11 protein-coding genes and 1 pseudogene are annotated in these 16,033 nt (G+C 62.9%); 6 read left to right on the top strand and 6 right to left on the bottom strand.

What is annotated here, in order from left to right:
- The first annotated feature begins 106 nt into the window (after positions 1–106).
- From BMYO_RS00615 to BMYO_RS00640, 6 genes are all read left to right on the top strand, one after another.
- Positions 107–1,294 carry a D-alanine--D-alanine ligase family protein gene (locus BMYO_RS00615; protein WP_094666671.1) on the top strand — a complete coding sequence of 396 codons (1,188 nt, stop codon included), beginning with the start codon at positions 107–109 and terminating at the stop codon, positions 1,292–1,294.
- 426 nt (positions 1,295–1,720) lie between these two features.
- Positions 1,721–2,893: an ABC transporter substrate-binding protein gene (locus BMYO_RS00620; protein ID WP_094666672.1), complete on the top strand. Its 1,173-nt coding sequence runs from the start codon at positions 1,721–1,723 to the stop codon at positions 2,891–2,893.
- Positions 2,894–2,922: 29 nt separating this feature from the next.
- Positions 2,923–3,855: an ABC transporter permease gene (locus BMYO_RS00625; RefSeq protein WP_094666673.1), complete on the top strand. Its 933-nt coding sequence runs from the start codon at positions 2,923–2,925 to the stop codon at positions 3,853–3,855.
- Between the two features lie 116 nt (positions 3,856–3,971).
- The gene (locus BMYO_RS00630) at positions 3,972–4,790 is read left to right on the top strand and encodes an ABC transporter permease (protein WP_094666790.1); all 819 of its coding nucleotides are present in this window, start codon (positions 3,972–3,974) and stop codon (positions 4,788–4,790) included.
- Between the two features lie 6 nt (positions 4,791–4,796).
- The gene (locus BMYO_RS00635; RefSeq protein WP_169833999.1) at positions 4,797–6,026 is read left to right on the top strand and encodes an ABC transporter ATP-binding protein; all 1,230 of its coding nucleotides are present in this window, start codon (positions 4,797–4,799) and stop codon (positions 6,024–6,026) included.
- A gap of 399 nt (positions 6,027–6,425) precedes the next feature.
- A complete protein-coding gene (locus tag BMYO_RS00640) occupies positions 6,426–7,568 on the top strand; it encodes a CPBP family intramembrane glutamic endopeptidase (protein ID WP_233427952.1) in 1,143 nt (380 codons plus the stop codon).
- Between the two features lie 207 nt (positions 7,569–7,775).
- Here BMYO_RS00640 and BMYO_RS00645 read toward each other — a convergent pair whose 3' ends face one another.
- From BMYO_RS00645 to BMYO_RS00670, 6 genes and pseudogenes are all read right to left on the bottom strand, one after another.
- Positions 7,776–8,573 (bottom strand): mechanosensitive ion channel family protein, encoded by a 798-nt coding sequence (locus BMYO_RS00645; RefSeq protein WP_094666674.1) that lies wholly within the window; start codon positions 8,571–8,573, stop codon positions 7,776–7,778.
- Between the two features lie 510 nt (positions 8,574–9,083).
- Entirely contained in the window at positions 9,084–10,583 is a 1,500-nt protein-coding gene (locus BMYO_RS00650) for an aspartate ammonia-lyase (RefSeq protein WP_233427953.1), read from the bottom strand.
- A gap of 106 nt (positions 10,584–10,689) precedes the next feature.
- Positions 10,690–11,355, bottom strand: a complete 666-nt coding sequence (locus tag BMYO_RS00655; RefSeq protein WP_094666675.1) for a TetR/AcrR family transcriptional regulator — start codon at positions 11,353–11,355, stop codon at positions 10,690–10,692.
- A 610-nt stretch (positions 11,356–11,965) separates the two neighbouring features.
- Positions 11,966–13,444 (bottom strand): DUF2974 domain-containing protein, encoded by a 1,479-nt coding sequence (locus BMYO_RS00660; protein ID WP_094666676.1) that lies wholly within the window; start codon positions 13,442–13,444, stop codon positions 11,966–11,968.
- 362 nt (positions 13,445–13,806) lie between these two features.
- Positions 13,807–14,181: pseudogene (locus BMYO_RS00665) on the bottom strand (methylated-DNA--[protein]-cysteine S-methyltransferase); the annotation flags it as partial.
- Positions 14,182–15,308: 1,127 nt separating this feature from the next.
- A complete protein-coding gene (locus BMYO_RS00670) occupies positions 15,309–15,869 on the bottom strand; it encodes an NADPH-dependent FMN reductase (protein WP_094666677.1) in 561 nt (186 codons plus the stop codon).
- Positions 15,870–16,033: the final 164 nt, after the last annotated feature.

Here is a 16,033-nt window from a genome sequence, read left to right on the forward strand (position 1 = left end):
AGATAAGCGGTATACGATAGCGGCCGCTGATGATCGATCGCCAACGGCGAGGGTCATCGGTTGGGCTCGACAAGGCCTCTCTAACAGGCAGACAGTAAGGATGGTTATGGCCAAGAAGCGTGTTGTGGTGCTGTACGGCGGACGTGCGGATGAGCATTCGATCTCCTGCATCTCCACCGCCGGTGTGCTCAACGCCATGGATACCGAGCGTTTCGAGCCGATTCCGATCGGCATTACCAAGGATGGCAAGTGGATCGTCGGCGGCGAGGACCCCCGCGGCTGGAATCTGGACGGCGGCGAGCTGCCGACCGTGAAGATTACGCCGGAAACCCGTCCGGTGCTGCTGGACCCCTCCCTCGGCAAGGATGGCTTCCTCGTGGGGGAGCCCGGTGATCTGGGCTCGGCCGGGAACGGCTTTGACTCCAACGTCGTCAACACGTCCGACCCTGAAACGCATCATGCGGTCACTTCGCTCGGCCACGTCGATGCGGTGCTGCCGGTACTGCACGGCCCGTACGGCGAGGACGGTACGATTCAGGGCCTCCTCGAGATGATGGGCGTGCCGTACGTGGGCTGCGGCGTGTTCGCTTCGGCCGCATGCATGGACAAGCACTTCACCAAGGTGGTGCTCTCGGCAGCCGGTATCGCCACCGCGCCCGGCATCACCGTGGACGCGCGCAACTTCACCGCCTCCGATGTGCTGGCGCAGATTGATGAGGCTCAGCTCACCTACCCGCTGTTCGTCAAGCCCTCGCGTGCCGGCTCCAGCTTCGGCGTGACCAAGGTCGAGGCCGCCGATGACCGCGAGACCCAGCTCGACCGTCTGACCGCCGCCATCGCCGCCGGCGGCGAGCACGACTGGAAGGTGCTCATCGAGCAGGGCATCGACGGCCACGAGGTGGAATGCGCCGTGCTGTGCGCCAAGCCGGGCGACGAGCCGGAGGCCAGCTGGCCGGGCGAGATCGTGCTCGATCATCAGGACGACGACCAGTTCTACGACTTCGATTCCAAGTACATGGACGCCTCTGCCAGCCATGTGGAGGTGCCGGCCAACCTGCCGGTGAGCGTGCTGGAGGACGTGCGCGACGTGGCCCGTCGTGCCTTCAAGGCCGTGGACGGCGCCGGACTGAGCCGCGTGGACACCTTCGTGACGCCCGATGGGTCCGTGATAATCAACGAGATCAACACTATGCCCGGCTTCACGCCGATTTCGATGTATCCCAAGGCATGGGAGGCCACCGGCGTGAGCTACACCGAGCTCATCACCCGCCTCATCGAGGGTGTGCTGCGCTAACCGCCGTCCGCTTCGGGCCGGGGCGATTCCCGTCGCAGGCAATGTTGTCGAAAACGTACGCTGATTGATGTCGGCGTACGTTTTCTCATATGTGCGGTTGTGTTTGCAGTGCGGTGATTGCCGCTGGTGGTATGCGTCAACAATTCTGCGTCAGCAATTCCGCGTTGGCGAGCGGCGAGCCGGCCATCATCCGTGTGACACATCGGCCGCAATCGTCACTAATTCACCGTGAGTTTCCTTTTGTTCAGCGAATGTACGGCAAACGGCGAAGAACGTTCACCTGCACGCCAGTGTCGTGACAGATAACCCTCATAACTTCTGTTTTTGGAATTATGGGCCGCGCAAGTACAGCGCGAATCGACGCCCCGACTCCCAGGGTCCGGCCCCGATAGTCGGATCTGGATGCATGTTGAGAAAAGGAACATCATGAAGAACCTGCGTAAGATCGCGGCCGGCACCATTGCCGCCGTTCTGGCGTTCTCGATGGCTGCTTGCGGTTCGTCGAACGCCTCCAACAGCTCCGACTCCTCCTCCACCTCCACCGGCAAGTCCGTGAAGGTCAACGAAAAGTCCGCCAAGGCCACCTCCCTCGCCGATTTCGGCACCATGGACGACCTCGTCAAGGCCGCCGAGGAAGAAGGCGCCCTGAACGTCATCGCCCTGCCGCACGACTGGTCCAACTACGGCGAGGTCATCGAGACCTTCAAGAAGAAGTACCCGAAGATCAAGGTCACCGAGCTCAACCCGAACGCCTCCTCCAAGGAGGAGCTGGACGCCGCCAAGACCAACAAGGGCACCGACGCCGCTCCGGACGTCTTCGACGTCGGTCAGCAGATCGCCGCCACCTCCACCGATTCCTTCGCCCCGTACAAGGTGCAGGCCTGGGACAAGATCCCGGATGAGAACAAGGACGCCAACGGCGCCTACTACGCCGACTACACCGGCATCATGTCCATCGGCTGGAACAAGGACAAGTACGGCGACATCACCAAGATCGAGGATCTGCTCGACCCGAAGTTCGCCGGCACCGTGGCCCTCAACGGCAAGCCCGCCGAGGCCGGCGCCGCCTTCAACGGCTACCTGATGATCAACCAGCTGGCCGGCGGCGACATCAACAACCTGCAGCCCGGCCTCGACTTCTTCAAGAAGCTCAAGGACGCCGGCAACCTCACCACCGTTGACGTGACCAACGGCACCATCGACTCCGGCCAGACCGGCGTCGTGATGGACTGGACCTACAACCAGGCCTCCTACAAGAAGGAGCTCAAGTCCAAGGGCGTGAACTGGGAGTACAAGACCTTCCCGAAGGCCCAGGTCGTGAGCTACTACAACCAGGCCATCAACGTGGACGCCCCGCACCCGGCCGCCGCCCGTCTGTGGGAGGAGTACCTGTACTCCGCCGAGGCCCAGAACCTGTGGTTCAAGGGTGGCGCCAACCCGGTGCTGCTCTCCTCCATGAAGGAAGACGGCACCGTCGATCAGGACACCCTGAAGGACGCCATCACCATCGAGGGCAAGCCGGTCTCCTACACCAACGATGACGCCACCCGCATCACCGAGTGGCTGCAGAACAACTGGGACAAGACCATCGGCAACTGAGCCTAAGGCAACCTAAGGCAACCGAACCCATGACTGCTGCAATCGCACAGAACGGACCTGCCACCGCCAAGGTGGCGGGTCCGTCCGCTAACTCCAGCTCCTCCACGCTGGCCCGGCACCGTCAGGAACTCGGCACCATCGCCGTCACCCTGCCGTTCTTCGCCTACACCGCGTGCTTCCTGCTCGCGCCCACCGTGATCGTGATCATCGGCGCGTTCCAGACCCGTGACGGCGGCTTCACGCTCGCCAACTTCAACAAGCTGTTCGAAGCCAACACGATCTCCGCGTTCGTTACCTCCATCCTCGTGTCCATCGTCTCCTCGGTGATCGGCGCGGTGGTGGGTGGCCTCGCCTCGTACGCCCTCGTGATCGGCGCCAAGCCGAACGGCCTGATGCGTCGCCTCGTCTCCGCCATCTCCTCCGTGCTCGCCCAGTTCGGTGGTGTGATGCTCGCCTTCGCGTTCATCGCCACCATCGGCATCAACGGCATCGGCACGATGCTCATCAAGCAGCTGACCGGACTGGTCGTCAACCCGAACTGGCTCAGCTCGCTGCCGGGCCTCGTGACCGTGTACTGCTACTTCCAGATCCCGCTGATGATCATCATCTTCCTGCCGGCGGTCGATTCGATCCGTCCGCAGTGGCGTGAGGCCTGCGAGTCTCTGGGCGGCAGCACCTTCCAGTACTGGACCCGCGTGGCGCTGCCGATTCTGGCGCCGCGCTTCATCTCCGCGTTCCTGCTGCTGTTCGCCTCCGCGTTCTCCGCGTACGCCACCGCGGCCGCCCTGTTCTCCCAGCGCTCGATCCTCGTGCCGCTGATGATCCAGGGCGCCATGCGTAACGAGATGGACCCGAACCAGCAGGGCTTCGCCCAGGTGCTGGCGTTCGCAATGATCATCGTCGTGGCCATCGTGATGCTGCTGAGCCACGCTGTGGAAAAGAGGGCCGGACGTTGGCAGTGAACGAAACCTCCGCGACTGCTGCAAACGCTGCCGTCGTAGCCAAGACCGGAGCCACCGGTTCGACCGGTTCCGCCGGCACTGGCACTACCGGCACGGTCGGCACTAAGCCGCCGCAGCTGCGCGCCGCACGCATCCGCAAGCAGAGCGTCATCAAGTTCGTCATCCTGTTCATCACGCTGGCGTTCCTGTTCGTGCCGCTCTTCTCGATGCTCATCTTCACCCTGCGCCACCCGCTGTCCGGCCGCTGGTCCGCCGCGCCGTGGATCGCGATCTTCACCGGCAACGGCGAGTCGCTGGGCGCCGACCTGACCGTGCTGTGGCAGGGCATCGGCACCTCGCTGGCCCTGTGCGTGGTCACCGTCGTGATCATGCTGCTGCTCATGGTGCCCACGATGGTCATCGTCCATATCCGCTCCAAGGCGCTGGAACGCGCGATCGAGTGGGTCGCCACTCTGCCGCTGACCATCCCGGCCATCGTGCTCGTGGTGGGTCTCGGCCCGATCTACCGCTGGCTGTCGGCGGACGTGCTGAGCACCAACCCGATCTGGCTGTGCTTCGCCTACGTGATCCTCGTGATGCCGTTCGCCTTCCGCGCCATCGCCGTGGGCCTCAACTCCATCGACGTCAAGACCCTGGTCGAGGCTTCCCGCTCGCTCGGCGCTTCGTGGCCGAAGGTGTTCTTCCGTGTGATCATCCCGAACCTGTGGCAGTCGATCCTGTCCGCCTCGTTCATCTCCATCGCCGTGGTGCTGGGCGAATACACCGTCGCCTCGCTGCTCGGCCGTATGAACCTTCAGGTCGCGCTCTACCAGCTCGGCCAGTCCAACTCCCAGATCTCCACCGCCATGTCGTTGCTTGCGTTGCTCTTCGGCGTGGTTCTGCTCGTCGCGCTCGACCTCATTTCCGATGCGATGCGCAAGTCGAAGGAAAGCTAACCAATCATGACCGTTGATGAGAAGACCCTCGCCACCCCGGCCCAGACCGAGGACGAGTTCAAGAATGATCCGACCGCCACGCTGCAGGGCGTCAAGGCCAAGGACGTGACCAAGGCCGCCAAGAAGCTGCTCAAGGAGTCCGCGGAACGCGGCGGCGGCTCCATCCAGATGCAGGATGTCGTCAAGATCTACCCCGGTTCCACCGTGCACGCCCTCGACGACTTCAACCTTGACATCAAGCCGGGCGAGATGGTCGTGCTGCTCGGCGGCTCCGGCTGCGGCAAGTCCACCGCCCTCCGCTCCCTCGCCGGTCTGGAGGACATCCAGGGCGGCCGCATCATGGTCGGCGGACAGGACGTGACCGGCGTGCCGGTCAACAAGCGCGAGATGGCCATGGTGTTCCAGGCCTACTCCCTCTTCCCGCACATGACCGCGCTCGAGAACGTGGCCTTCGGCCTCGAGGTGCGCGGCGTGGGCAAGGAGGAGCGCCGTCGCATCGCGATGGAACAGCTCGAGCTCGTAGGCCTCAAGGATCAGGCCAAGAAGTACACCCAGCAGATGTCCGGCGGCCAGCAGCAGCGTGTGGCTTTGGCCCGCGCACTGGCCATCAAGCCGCGCGTGCTGCTGCTTGACGAGCCGCTGTCCGCTCTGGACGCCAAGGTGCGTGTGCAGCTGCGCGACGAGATCCGCCGCATCCAGCTCAACACCGGCACCACCACCGTGTTCGTGACCCACGATCAGGAGGAGGCACTGGCAGTGGCCGACCGTATCGGCGTGATGAACCACGGCCGCATCGAGCAGATCGCCGCCCCGCAGGACCTGTACCAGCGCCCGGCCACCGAGTACGTGGCCACGTTCATCGGTCTGACCAACCGTCTGCCCGGTGCCTCCAACGGCGAGGAGGCGGTGGTCTTCGGCCAGCGTCTGCCGCTGCTGCCGAACTCCGCCACCGGCGACTCCGTGGCCGTGCTCGTGCGTCCGGAGAACCTCACGCTGGCCCTGCCTTCGCAGCATGACTCCAACATCGGCGAGCACGCCCGCGTGGAAGTCATCCACTTCCTCGGCTCCCTGGTGCGCGTGGACACCGTCATCACCTCCGGCGAATTCCAGCGCTGGAACAAGGGCGAACAGCTCAAGGTGACCGTGCAGCTGCCCGCCAACGAGCTGCCGGCCGGCCTCGCTACCGGTGACGAGGTGGTCGTCACGCCGCGTGCCGTGGCTGCCCTCGCCTGCTGATTTCGGCCGGTATCCGGCGCCTCACGCTTGAACGCGGAATTGGCGTCTATCAGGGGTCGCGCGATTGTGCGCGGCCCCTTTTGCGTATTGACGGTATTGCGCGGTATCGCGCGCGTAGGGATGATTCGTGCGCGATTCGTGCGTGATACCGTGCGTTTGGCGTTGCGTTCGGTGTTGCGTTTGCATTCCATATGATGCGACCTGATGCGACATCATTCGACATGATGCGACGGCGCGCTATGCCGCCTCAATCACTCTGAGGGATGAACTTGATTCGCCTTGGAATCACTGGGAAATCGCTCTGAAGAATGAGCGCGAGTGCAGTATCCGTCCCTTATTCTGAATCATGACAGGCATACGAGATCGGTACTGTCGAACCAGTGAAGATAGGGGAACCACATGAACGAGACAATGCCGTCCGCTCCGGAAATGCAGCCGCAGCAGGACAACACTCAGCCATCGCAACCTGTGGCGCAACACAATATCCCGCAGACTGATACATCGCCCGGTGCACATCAGCCGCAGCCGTCCGATCCGCGCTCGACACAGCATTCCCGTCAGGGACGCGATTGGCTGGCCATCGCCCGCCGGCGGTTCTCGCTCATCGGAGCCACAATCGTGGCAATGATGCTGATCTGGCTTGCGGCGGGCGAAATAGGCTGGGCCATCCTACGCTCGGTATTCGGCGATGATGCGCCGATGTGGGCGACGGTCCTGGTTTCTTCCGGAACGATATACCTGATCGCCATGCCGTTGAGCATGCTCATCGCCACGCGCGTGCCGGTGCTGCGCACCGCCCAATACCCCATGCGTGCCGGCGAGTTCCTCCGTATTCTCATCATGGTCGTGGCGGTCGGATACGTCGGCAATATTATCGGCACGGTACTGTCGTTGGTGCTGAGCCAGGGACAGTCCTCGAATCGAATCGTCGACATTCTCGCTGGCGGTGACTGGTGGGTCAACGTACTGTTCATCGTCGTGCTCGCGCCGATTTTCGAGGAGTGGATGTTCCGTCAGCAAATCATCTCCCGGTTGCGCCGATATGGCGAAAAGACGGCGATCCTGTATTCGGCTCTGGCGTTCGGTCTGTTCCACTACAACCTGTACCAGTTCTTCTACGCCTTCGGCATGGGCCTCCTCCTCGGGTACGTGTATACGCGCACCTCGCGTCTGCGTTATCCGATACTCATGCACATGTTGTTCAATCTCAACGGTTCGGTGGTGGGGCCGCTGATCATCCGGCAGGTCGATCCTCGCCTCTTTGACGGTTCCACGAGCAACGAGGAGCTTCTGCGTTTGGTGCAGACGGCGGATGCAAGGCTGGCTGGACTCGGTTATTACTCCCTCTACGTCATGGTGCTGCTCGCACTGACCATCGCCGGTATCGTGCTGCTCATCGTCAAGCGCAAGAGCTGGGAGTTCTACACGGCACCCGAGGAACTGCCCGCAGGGTGTGTGACGCGTACGGCGTACGGCAACATCGGTACGATCAGCTATCTGCTGCTCACCATAGCTCTGACGGTTGTGGCGCTGCTGATGTGAGCCGATTCCCTCGGATCGGACGATTGCTGGGCTGACGGAACCGTATCCGGATTGCTTCCGGAGCGCATCCGGGTCTGCGATTGGAACCGACAGCGTGATACAGCGATTACAGCAGATATGGCAGTGGCTCCCTCTTATCGGAAGGGAGCCACTGCCATATCTTGCGCTAGCGGAGTATCACGCCCAGTCGGAACACGGGAACGATGGTCACAGATTGTGGGCCGAGCCGCCGTCCTCCACCAGATAATCCGGCGCGGGCGAGGCGATGGCCCGTGCGGCGCGATCGCGCGCGGTCGAGAGCAGTACGCCGGGGCGCACGAACAGCAGCACCTGACCGGTCATGCCGTACGGCGAGAAGCCGGTGAACTTGACCAGCGGCGGCTGCCCCTCGAGGGCCATATCGGCGGTGGCCTGCGTGACGCGCGCGAGGATGTCGCGGCTCACCTCGGCCGGGTCGCTGGAGGCCTTGGCGGTGAACTCAAGCGTCACCATGCCCTCGCTCGACGGCGTGAGCTTGGTCAGGGCCGCGGTGTTGAGGATGGAATTCGGGATGACCATGCGGTCGCCGCCACGCGTCTCGATCATCGAATGACGCCAGGTGATGTCCACCACGGTACCGGTGGTGCCTTGGATGGTCACCAGATCGCCGGGCTGGATCACGCGGCCCAGCATGAGTCCGAAGCCGCCGATCACGTTGGCGATGGTGTCCTTGAGACCCAGCGAAATCGCCACACCTCCGATGCCGAGGGCGGTGACCAATGTGGTGGGGTTGATGCCGAACACCGGCTGCAGCACCATCGCCACAGCCGCAGTCCAGATCACCACGCGCATCAGGTTGATGAAGATCGAAGCGCTGGGGATCTGTGACTTGTCAAGCGCCTTGCGCAGCAGTCGGCTGACGATGTGGTCGGCCACGAACGCCACGACCAGCACCAGTACCAGCCAGATGAGCTTGCCGGCGTTCGTCTGCAGCCAGCCTGCCATGAAGTATCTGAAATCGGTCATATGGTCACCGTAACAGCCCGGCGGAACAGGGGCGTCATGGCATTGTTTCTGCGGGCTCGATGCGGTATCGATGGGTCGTGAAGCAGGTCTGGCGGAGGTGGGAGTCCGGGCCGTTTTACGGGGTTGAGGTTGAGTCCGGGTCGCCTTACCGGGTTGAGTCCGGCTGTCCCACGGGTTGAGTCCGGGCCGTTCCACGGGTTCTGGGCATATCCCTACCATCTGGCTGGCCTGCTGGCCGGTTCTGGGCATATTCGTACCTTAAGCAAGCCAAAATCGACTCCTTATGGTGGTCATATGCCCAGAACCGTCTATATGAGGCCTGTATGCCCAGAATAAGTGGTAGGGATATGCCCAGAATGCGCGTGAGCGAATGCTGGACTGCGAGACCCAGGTTTGGATGAACCGAAAACAGACATTCGGCAGACCATATTTCGGTCATTTGCTCATTCGGACGTTTCGGTCATTTGGTCATTTGGACATGCCCTGCATAAGTTCCGGCATCCGCCGAGGCTACTGCTGCTGGTGCTCGCGGCAGGTTTGGCCGAGGCCGCGCGCCAGACGGATCGGATCGAGGATCTCGTCAAGCTGCTCGGCGGGCAGATCGGTGCGCTCGCCGGCCACCTCGCGTACGGTGCGGCCGGAGCGTACGGCCTCGGCGGCGATGTCGGCGGCGGCCTCGTATCCGATGTAATGGTTGAGGGCAGCGGAGATCGACGGCGAGTACTGCGCGAATTCGCGGCCGCGCTCGATGTTGACCTTGATGCCCTCCACGCAGTTGGTGCGGAAGATGGTCATGGCGTTGGTGAGCAGTGACATGCCGCTCAGCAGCTCATGGACCATCACCGGGTCGAAGGCGTTGAGCTGCAGCTGCCCTTCCGCCACGGCCCAGTTCACGGTCACGTCCATGCCGAAGATCATGAAGCAGCACTGGTTCACGCATTCGGGGATTACCGGGTTCACCTTGCCCGGCATGATGCTCGACCCGGCTTGGCGCGCGGGCACGTCGAGGTCGTTGAAACCGCAGCGCGGGCCGGAGTTGAGCAGGCGAAGGTCGTCGGCGGCCTTCTTAAGGTGTACGGCGAGGCTCTTGATTGCGGCGGAGGTGGCCACGTATGCGCCCATGTCGGTCATCGCGGCCACCGGGTCGGGCGCGGCGGTGACGGGCAGGCCGGTGATGCGGCCCAGATGGTCGATGGCGGACCTGCGGAACCGGAGATCCGCGCAGATGCCGGTGCCGATGGCCGTGGCGCCCAGATTGAGCTGGGCGAGCAGCGGCACCACACGGTCGAATGCGGCGAGATCCGACTTCAGCAGCGTGGCGAAGGAGTGGAACTCCTGACCGTACGTAATCGGCACGGCGTCCTGCAGCTGGGTGCGACCGATGGTCACGTCGTTGACGTGTTTGTCCGCGAGGTCGTGGAAGGCGCGTGCGAGCTTCTTGGTGGCCTCGGCGAGCGGGCCGATAGCGTCGATGAGCGCGAGCTTGCAGGCCGCAGGGTAGGTGTCGTTGGTGGACTGGGATTCGTTGACGTCGTCGTTCGGATGGATGTAGTGGTAGTCGCCGCGCGGATGTCCCGCGATCTCCAGCGCGCGGTTGGCGATCACCTCGTTCATGTTCATGTTCGAGGAGGTTCCGGCGCCGCCCTGCATCACGTCCACCGGGAACTGATCGGCCAGTTTGCCGGCCTCGATCTCCAGACACGCCTGACGGATGGCCTCGGCCTTGTCGTGGTCGAGCAGGCCCAGCTCCTCGTTGGCGATGGCGCACGCGCGCTTGACCGTGGCGTAGGCGCGGATGAGCTCCGGATGCTGCGCGTCCGTGATGCCGGAGACCGGGAAGTTGGCGATGGCGCGCTGGGTGTGGATGCCCCAGTAGACGTCTGCCGGCACCTCCAGCTGGCCGATGCAGTCGTGCTCGAGACGGGTGGCGGCGGGATCGGCGGCCGCCGGGTTGATGGTCGATGGATCGGCGGCCTTGACAATGGAGATGGTGTTCGTCGTTTCACTCATGATTCCATTGTCCCGTCGCCGGCGCCGAAATGCCAGAAGATGCGGGCAGTTGCGCCTTGTGAGAAACCTCACCAGTATCGTCTAGCGGCGCCTGCGCTGTTGGGCGTCATCGGCGGACGTGTGTGTCGTGAGCGGTGAGGCCTTGCGCATTGTGGACGAAGATGCGGTTCCAATGGGCGAGCATGTCCTCGCGGCTCATGGCCAGATAGGTGCCCATGGCCAGTACGGCCACGTCCTCCTTCAGCAGGTCTTTGAGCTCGATGGTGTCGCTGAGCTCCGGCCGGCGCCGTAGCACGGCGAGCAGTCCGCCGACGGTGAATTCGACCATGAGGTCGGTTTTCAGGTCGACGTGTTCCGGGTCGAGCTGAAGCATGCTGAAGAGCTGCAGTCGGGCGAAATCACGCAGGGATTCGGTCAGGTCCAGCGTGCTGTGGGGACCTGCGAGCAGGGCCAGACGGTCGAGTCGCTGGCGTTGCTCCGGGTCGGAGAGCAGGGCGGTGACCCGCTCGCTCCACTGCTCCTCGGCGTCGCCGTTCGGGTCCGGGCGGCGTTGGACCGTGCTGGACTCCACCTGATGCAGGATGGCGGAATCGGCCAGTTCGGGAAGGCTGGAGAAGTGGTAGTAGAACGAATTGCGGTTCACTCCGGCCTCGCGCACTACATCCGTGACGGTGATCTTACGGTAGTCGCGGTCGGCGAGGAGCTCCCAGAAGGCGTTCTCGAGACGTTCCTTGGCGGGCAGGACCTCGGAATCGTGGCGTGGGCGTGGCATTGGTCCTCCTTGTGCGGTTCTTGCGCTGCGGGCCGGGCTCGGTCTTTGGCGGTCGTCGGTGCAGGCCGGGCACGCGCGACGGGCCGGGGCCGCATGGTTTGTATGCATCAGCTTGCGGTTTTCACCGTTCGCTTGACTGCTGTGCAGCCTGTGGGTATGACGTGAATCCGGCGGATGCGGGTGGTCAGCTTGTCTAATAACTCATTTTATTATGCAGTATAACCAATTTGATGATAGATGAAGTTCTTGGGTCACTTCGGCTGGCAAGGAGGGCTATGCGGTTGTTCCGGCCTGTTGCGTCCGTTTATGGTCAGCAGGCTGGCGGTTCTGACCAGAAACGGACGCAAATCGACCGCAGAGCGTCCGTTTCTGGTCGGCAGTTCCCTCCCTACTGACCATAAACGGACGCTGAGTGCCTTCTGGGAGTCCGTTTCTGGTCAGTAGCGTTACATTCCTGACCATAAACGGACGCTTGGAGGATTATCGAGGTGCGGATAGGTACACAGGTGCAGACGTTCGCCGCGGGTACATCCGCGCGCGGAACTATGTTGGCGACTTCCACCGTCCCACCGCTCAGCACACGCGGGTACACCGCGCGCGGAACCATGGCTTAGGCTGCGGATGATGTCGAGTTGGGGGAGTCTGGGGCGGTCGGGGTTGGGACTTGTGAGCCATACCGGGGTGCGGAGACGGCCGTCGTCACGTTGGAGTTGGGGCCTTCTGCGGACGCGATGGCGTCCGTTGCGGGCGCTGGTTCTGCAGCGGGCGCGTCGGATGGCGCGTCGGATGGCGCGTCGGATGGCGAAGTCGCGGGCTCAGTCGCAGATGTCCCGGCCGTCGCCGCTGGCTTGCGCTTGGTGGCGGCTGCCCTGAACAGAATCGCCATTGCCTCGGTCAGATGCCGCCGGTCTTCGGGTGTGAGCCCCACGTAGGCGCCCAGCATGGAGGGGATCGCGGCCGGAAGATTGCCCATCAGATCGCTGAGCCGGGTGGCGCCGTTGGCGTGCAGCACGCGGAACAGCGCGTCCACGGCCCGCTCGCGTTGTTCGGGAGTCAGGGAGACCACCCACTGGTTGAGTCGCTCGTTGAACAGCTGCGAACTGGAGCTAAGATCCGGCTCGGTGACGAATTGGTCGCCGTTCACCAGCCAGGTATGCGACGAATGCTGCATGATGCCGTCGGAATCGGACGCGACCACGCGGCACGGCTCCGGCGTCTCGAAAATCATGCCGACGATCGACGAGCTCGGCACGATCTTCGTCACCTTCGGCTGTATCGCCCGATAGGCCGGACTGGTCACGATCTCCTGCGGGAAGCCGGGGCCGTCCAGCGAATAGACGTGCTGGATGCGACGCTGGACCTTGGCGTCGGCGTTCATCGCCGCGTAAACCGCGAGATTGCCGCCTTTGGAATGGCCTGTCAGGATGATGGGGCCGGCCCACAGGCGCGCCACCGTGTCCAAATAGGCGCTCGCCGCACGCTGGGCCGGAACCGGGTACTGGAAGGACATGTTGAAGTCCTCCTTCCAGCCGATGAACGAGTCGTCGGTGCCGCGGAAGGAGATGACGAGTGTGCCTTTGCGCGTGGGATTGCGGCGGCTGCGTCCATCCGGCAGCTGAAACGTCGCGGCGGCGAACTGTGTCTGCTCGCCGCGATTGACGTGCTCGACCACGGCGCCGAGGCGCACTCCGGCAAATCGCGGGGACTTGGCGCATGTTTGGAACAGGGCGTGGGTCAGGCTCGGGTCGAGGACCGAGACCACTTGCGGCTCATGGGGCTTGTCGTTCTCCTCGTTGGCGGTCGATTGGTGCAGCTTCTGATTGGCATCGGCAATACTGATCGACTCCATCATCGGGTGCCACAGCGCTCTGAGCCAGAGAAGCGGATGCTCGGGCTCGAACGAGCGGATGCGAGACGCGAACGAGCCGTCTGCGGATTCGGGGTCGGATTCGTCCAGCGCCAGCGTAGGGCAGATGCGGGCCACGTCCTCGTAAATCAGCGTGCCGAAAATCAGCGCATCCACCTCGTTGAGCGGCAGCTCGGCAAACGAGCGCTCCTCAGTGCGCACATAATCAGCGATGCTGGCCATGCTGCCCTCCTTTGGCTGTCGATTCGTGGCCATCTCGGCGGAGTCTGTGGTTCGTGTTCCTCCGCAGAGCTTCGGGGCGTGTGGGCTGCTTCAGTCGGTAGCCGTTCATGCGCTGCGGATGTCGTATTGCAGAGTGTATGACTACACTGTGGCATGCCTTCGCGGGCCCGTGGCCTCTTACCGGCAAAATTCTACGATTTCGGCCAGCATGGCTTGCTGGTGGTGCTCCCTCGGCGAACGTCGCCGGGCGTATTCCCGCCATGAAGCGGAATGATGTTGGATAATGCGTGAGGTTGCTGGCGCGGTACTTGGCGAATGGCGTTGTATGGGGGATGTGACGTTCGGTCTGCCGCGCATCCGCCCTACAGGTCAAATCGGGAGAGGTCGACGCCTTCGTGCTCGAGGAGGGCGGCTTTGATGTCCAGCCGGCCGCCGTAGCCGCCGAAGGAACGGCCTGCGCCGACCACGCGATGGCAGGGCACGATGATGGTGATCGGATTGCGTTTCACCGCACCGCCCACGGCCTGTGCGGCCATGCGTCCGCCGCCACGGCGCTCGGCCAACTCCGCGGCGAGTTCGCCGTATGACACCGTCTCGCCGTAGGGGATTTCGGCGACCAGATTCCACACTTCGCGTTGGAACGGAGTGCCGTTCGGCCTGAGTGCGGGCGCCGAAGCGAGACCCGGACGCTCGCCGGCGAAATACGCGGCAAGCCATTCCCTTGTCTGCTTGAACACTTCGATATGCTGCGAGTCGGTTGCATTGCAAACGTGCGGGTCGTGGTCGTGGTTGTAATCGTGCTCGTTGGCGTTGGCGTTGGCGTTGGCGTGTAAGGCAGGGTGTTGTTTCTCGCTCGGCGCAAGTGGTGAGACGGCATGCCGTTGCTGTTCATGCTGCTGTTCGTGTTGCTGTTCGCGCGAGAACGCGGGACGAACGGTGGTCTTGTCGCTCAAGGTTGTGTTTTCGCAAATGCCGGTGAGCTCGATTGCTTCGGCGGTCGAGCCGGGGTGCGCCCACCACCAGTCGTCGAGGCACAACTCGGTCAGGGATGAACCATCCGAGGTCATGATCATCCTGCCGATGGGGGTGTCGATCGTGGCGTGTGCCACATGTGGCATCAGCCGTTGCGCCAACTGTGTCATGACCACCATTATCCGCTTGGCGGCGGGCTAATCGGTGGTATCAAGGCTTGGCAAGTCGTCGATTGTCGGCCTATTTGCGTTGTAAGGGGTAGGTACACCGGTTGTGCGGTTGGCTATCTGCGTTGTAAGGGGTACATACCCAAGTAGAAGACCGTGCAAAACCGCGGAATACCGTAACGGTTGTGGCTCTTATACTCTCGATAGCGGGAGCAAGGTACCCCTTACAACGCAGATAGCTGTTCGCGGAAGTGGAAATGTACCCCTTGCAACGCAGAAACCCTCCTGACGATGTGCCGGATGGCCCAGTGCCCCGCGTCGGAGGTTCGTCTACGGATTCGCCGTCTCACCCTACGCCGCTGCGACGTGATCTACAGCATGCTCAGGAGCGGTACCCTCTACCGGGACAAGCCCTCGCTGTCTGAAACCAACCGACACAGGCCATGGCAACGAACCGCCAACGCCAAGGCGAAGCACGCCCATCACAAAACCAACCTGGACGCGACACAACAACCCATCACAAGGTTGGCAACAACATGGGAGCACCCTACCCAAACCTGCTTCGCAGGTGGCCGACGCGGATACAAGATAGAAGCAAGAACGAAAGAGCTATGTAATGAGTAAGTCCCTCCGCCGGTGAGGGCAGAAGGGACTTACTCATTGGGTGCATTGCATGCAATCACCGTCAGAACGCCGCTGGTGATTGCATTCGGTTTACTCCGGAATCACTCCTCGACGAACTTGAGGAAGGCGTCAACCTCGGCGGAAAGCTTGGCCTTGTCGTCGTCGGACAGGACCAGCTTGCCGGTGCCCCAGGATTCGGCCGGCAGAGCCACGCCCACCTGCTCGGACTCGGGCAGCAGCTCGGCCTTGTTGAAGCCCAGCACCTCGTTGAGCTTGGCGCGGGTGCCGGCGCCGGCGGACTGACCGGCAACGGCGGACAGCGCGACCTTCTTGCCGGCCAGCACGGTGACGGGGTCGGCCGGGAACGGCTCGAGCGGACGGGACAGCCAGTCCAGCAGGTTCTTCAGCACGCCCGGGTAGCTGTAGTTGTACTCCGGGGAGAAGATCCACACGCCATCGGCCTCGGTGACGGCCTTGCGCGCCTCGGTCACGGCGGCCGGCGGGTTCGGGAACTCCTCATCCTGGTTGAAGAACGGCACGTTGGTGTAGTTCAGGAACTTCACCTCGGCGCGGTCGCCGATGAGGGCCTTGGCCTCCTCGGCCAGCTGGGCGTTGAAGCCGTTCTTGTGCAGGCTGCCCACGATGAACAGAAGCTGGGTCATGATATCCCCCTTAATATACGTATTGCGTTGCGGTCCGTTCCGGTCGCGCGACGACCGTGACAAACCACCTTCGTTACGCCATTATTGTGCGGTCTCCTCGCCGACATGCTTCACCTTGAGTGAAGATTGGCGGAATTCCGCGGCGGCGTACAGTTAGTGCTGTA

This window comes from Bifidobacterium myosotis, from assembly GCF_002259745.1.
In the GTDB taxonomy this organism is placed as follows: domain Bacteria; phylum Actinomycetota; class Actinomycetes; order Actinomycetales; family Bifidobacteriaceae; genus Bifidobacterium; species Bifidobacterium myosotis.

Excerpts from the sequence above, each read along its gene's own strand:
- BMYO_RS00615 (WP_094666671.1), top strand. The coding sequence starts at position 107 with ATGGCCAAGAAGCGTGTTGTGGTGCTGTACGGCGGACGTGCGGATGAG.
- BMYO_RS00620 (WP_094666672.1), top strand. The coding sequence starts at position 1,721 with ATGAAGAACCTGCGTAAGATCGCGGCCGGCACCATTGCCGCCGTTCTG.
- BMYO_RS00625 (WP_094666673.1), top strand. The coding sequence starts at position 2,923 with ATGACTGCTGCAATCGCACAGAACGGACCTGCCACCGCCAAGGTGGCG.
- BMYO_RS00635 (WP_169833999.1), top strand. The coding sequence starts at position 4,797 with ATGACCGTTGATGAGAAGACCCTCGCCACCCCGGCCCAGACCGAGGAC.
- BMYO_RS00640 (WP_233427952.1), top strand. The coding sequence starts at position 6,426 with ATGAACGAGACAATGCCGTCCGCTCCGGAAATGCAGCCGCAGCAGGAC.
- BMYO_RS00645 (WP_094666674.1), bottom strand. The coding sequence starts at position 8,573 with ATGACCGATTTCAGATACTTCATGGCAGGCTGGCTGCAGACGAACGCC.
- BMYO_RS00650 (WP_233427953.1), bottom strand. The coding sequence starts at position 10,583 with ATGAGTGAAACGACGAACACCATCTCCATTGTCAAGGCCGCCGATCCA.
- BMYO_RS00655 (WP_094666675.1), bottom strand. The coding sequence starts at position 11,355 with ATGCCACGCCCACGCCACGATTCCGAGGTCCTGCCCGCCAAGGAACGT.
- BMYO_RS00660 (WP_094666676.1), bottom strand. The coding sequence starts at position 13,444 with ATGGCCAGCATCGCTGATTATGTGCGCACTGAGGAGCGCTCGTTTGCC.
- BMYO_RS00670 (WP_094666677.1), bottom strand. The coding sequence starts at position 15,869 with ATGACCCAGCTTCTGTTCATCGTGGGCAGCCTGCACAAGAACGGCTTC.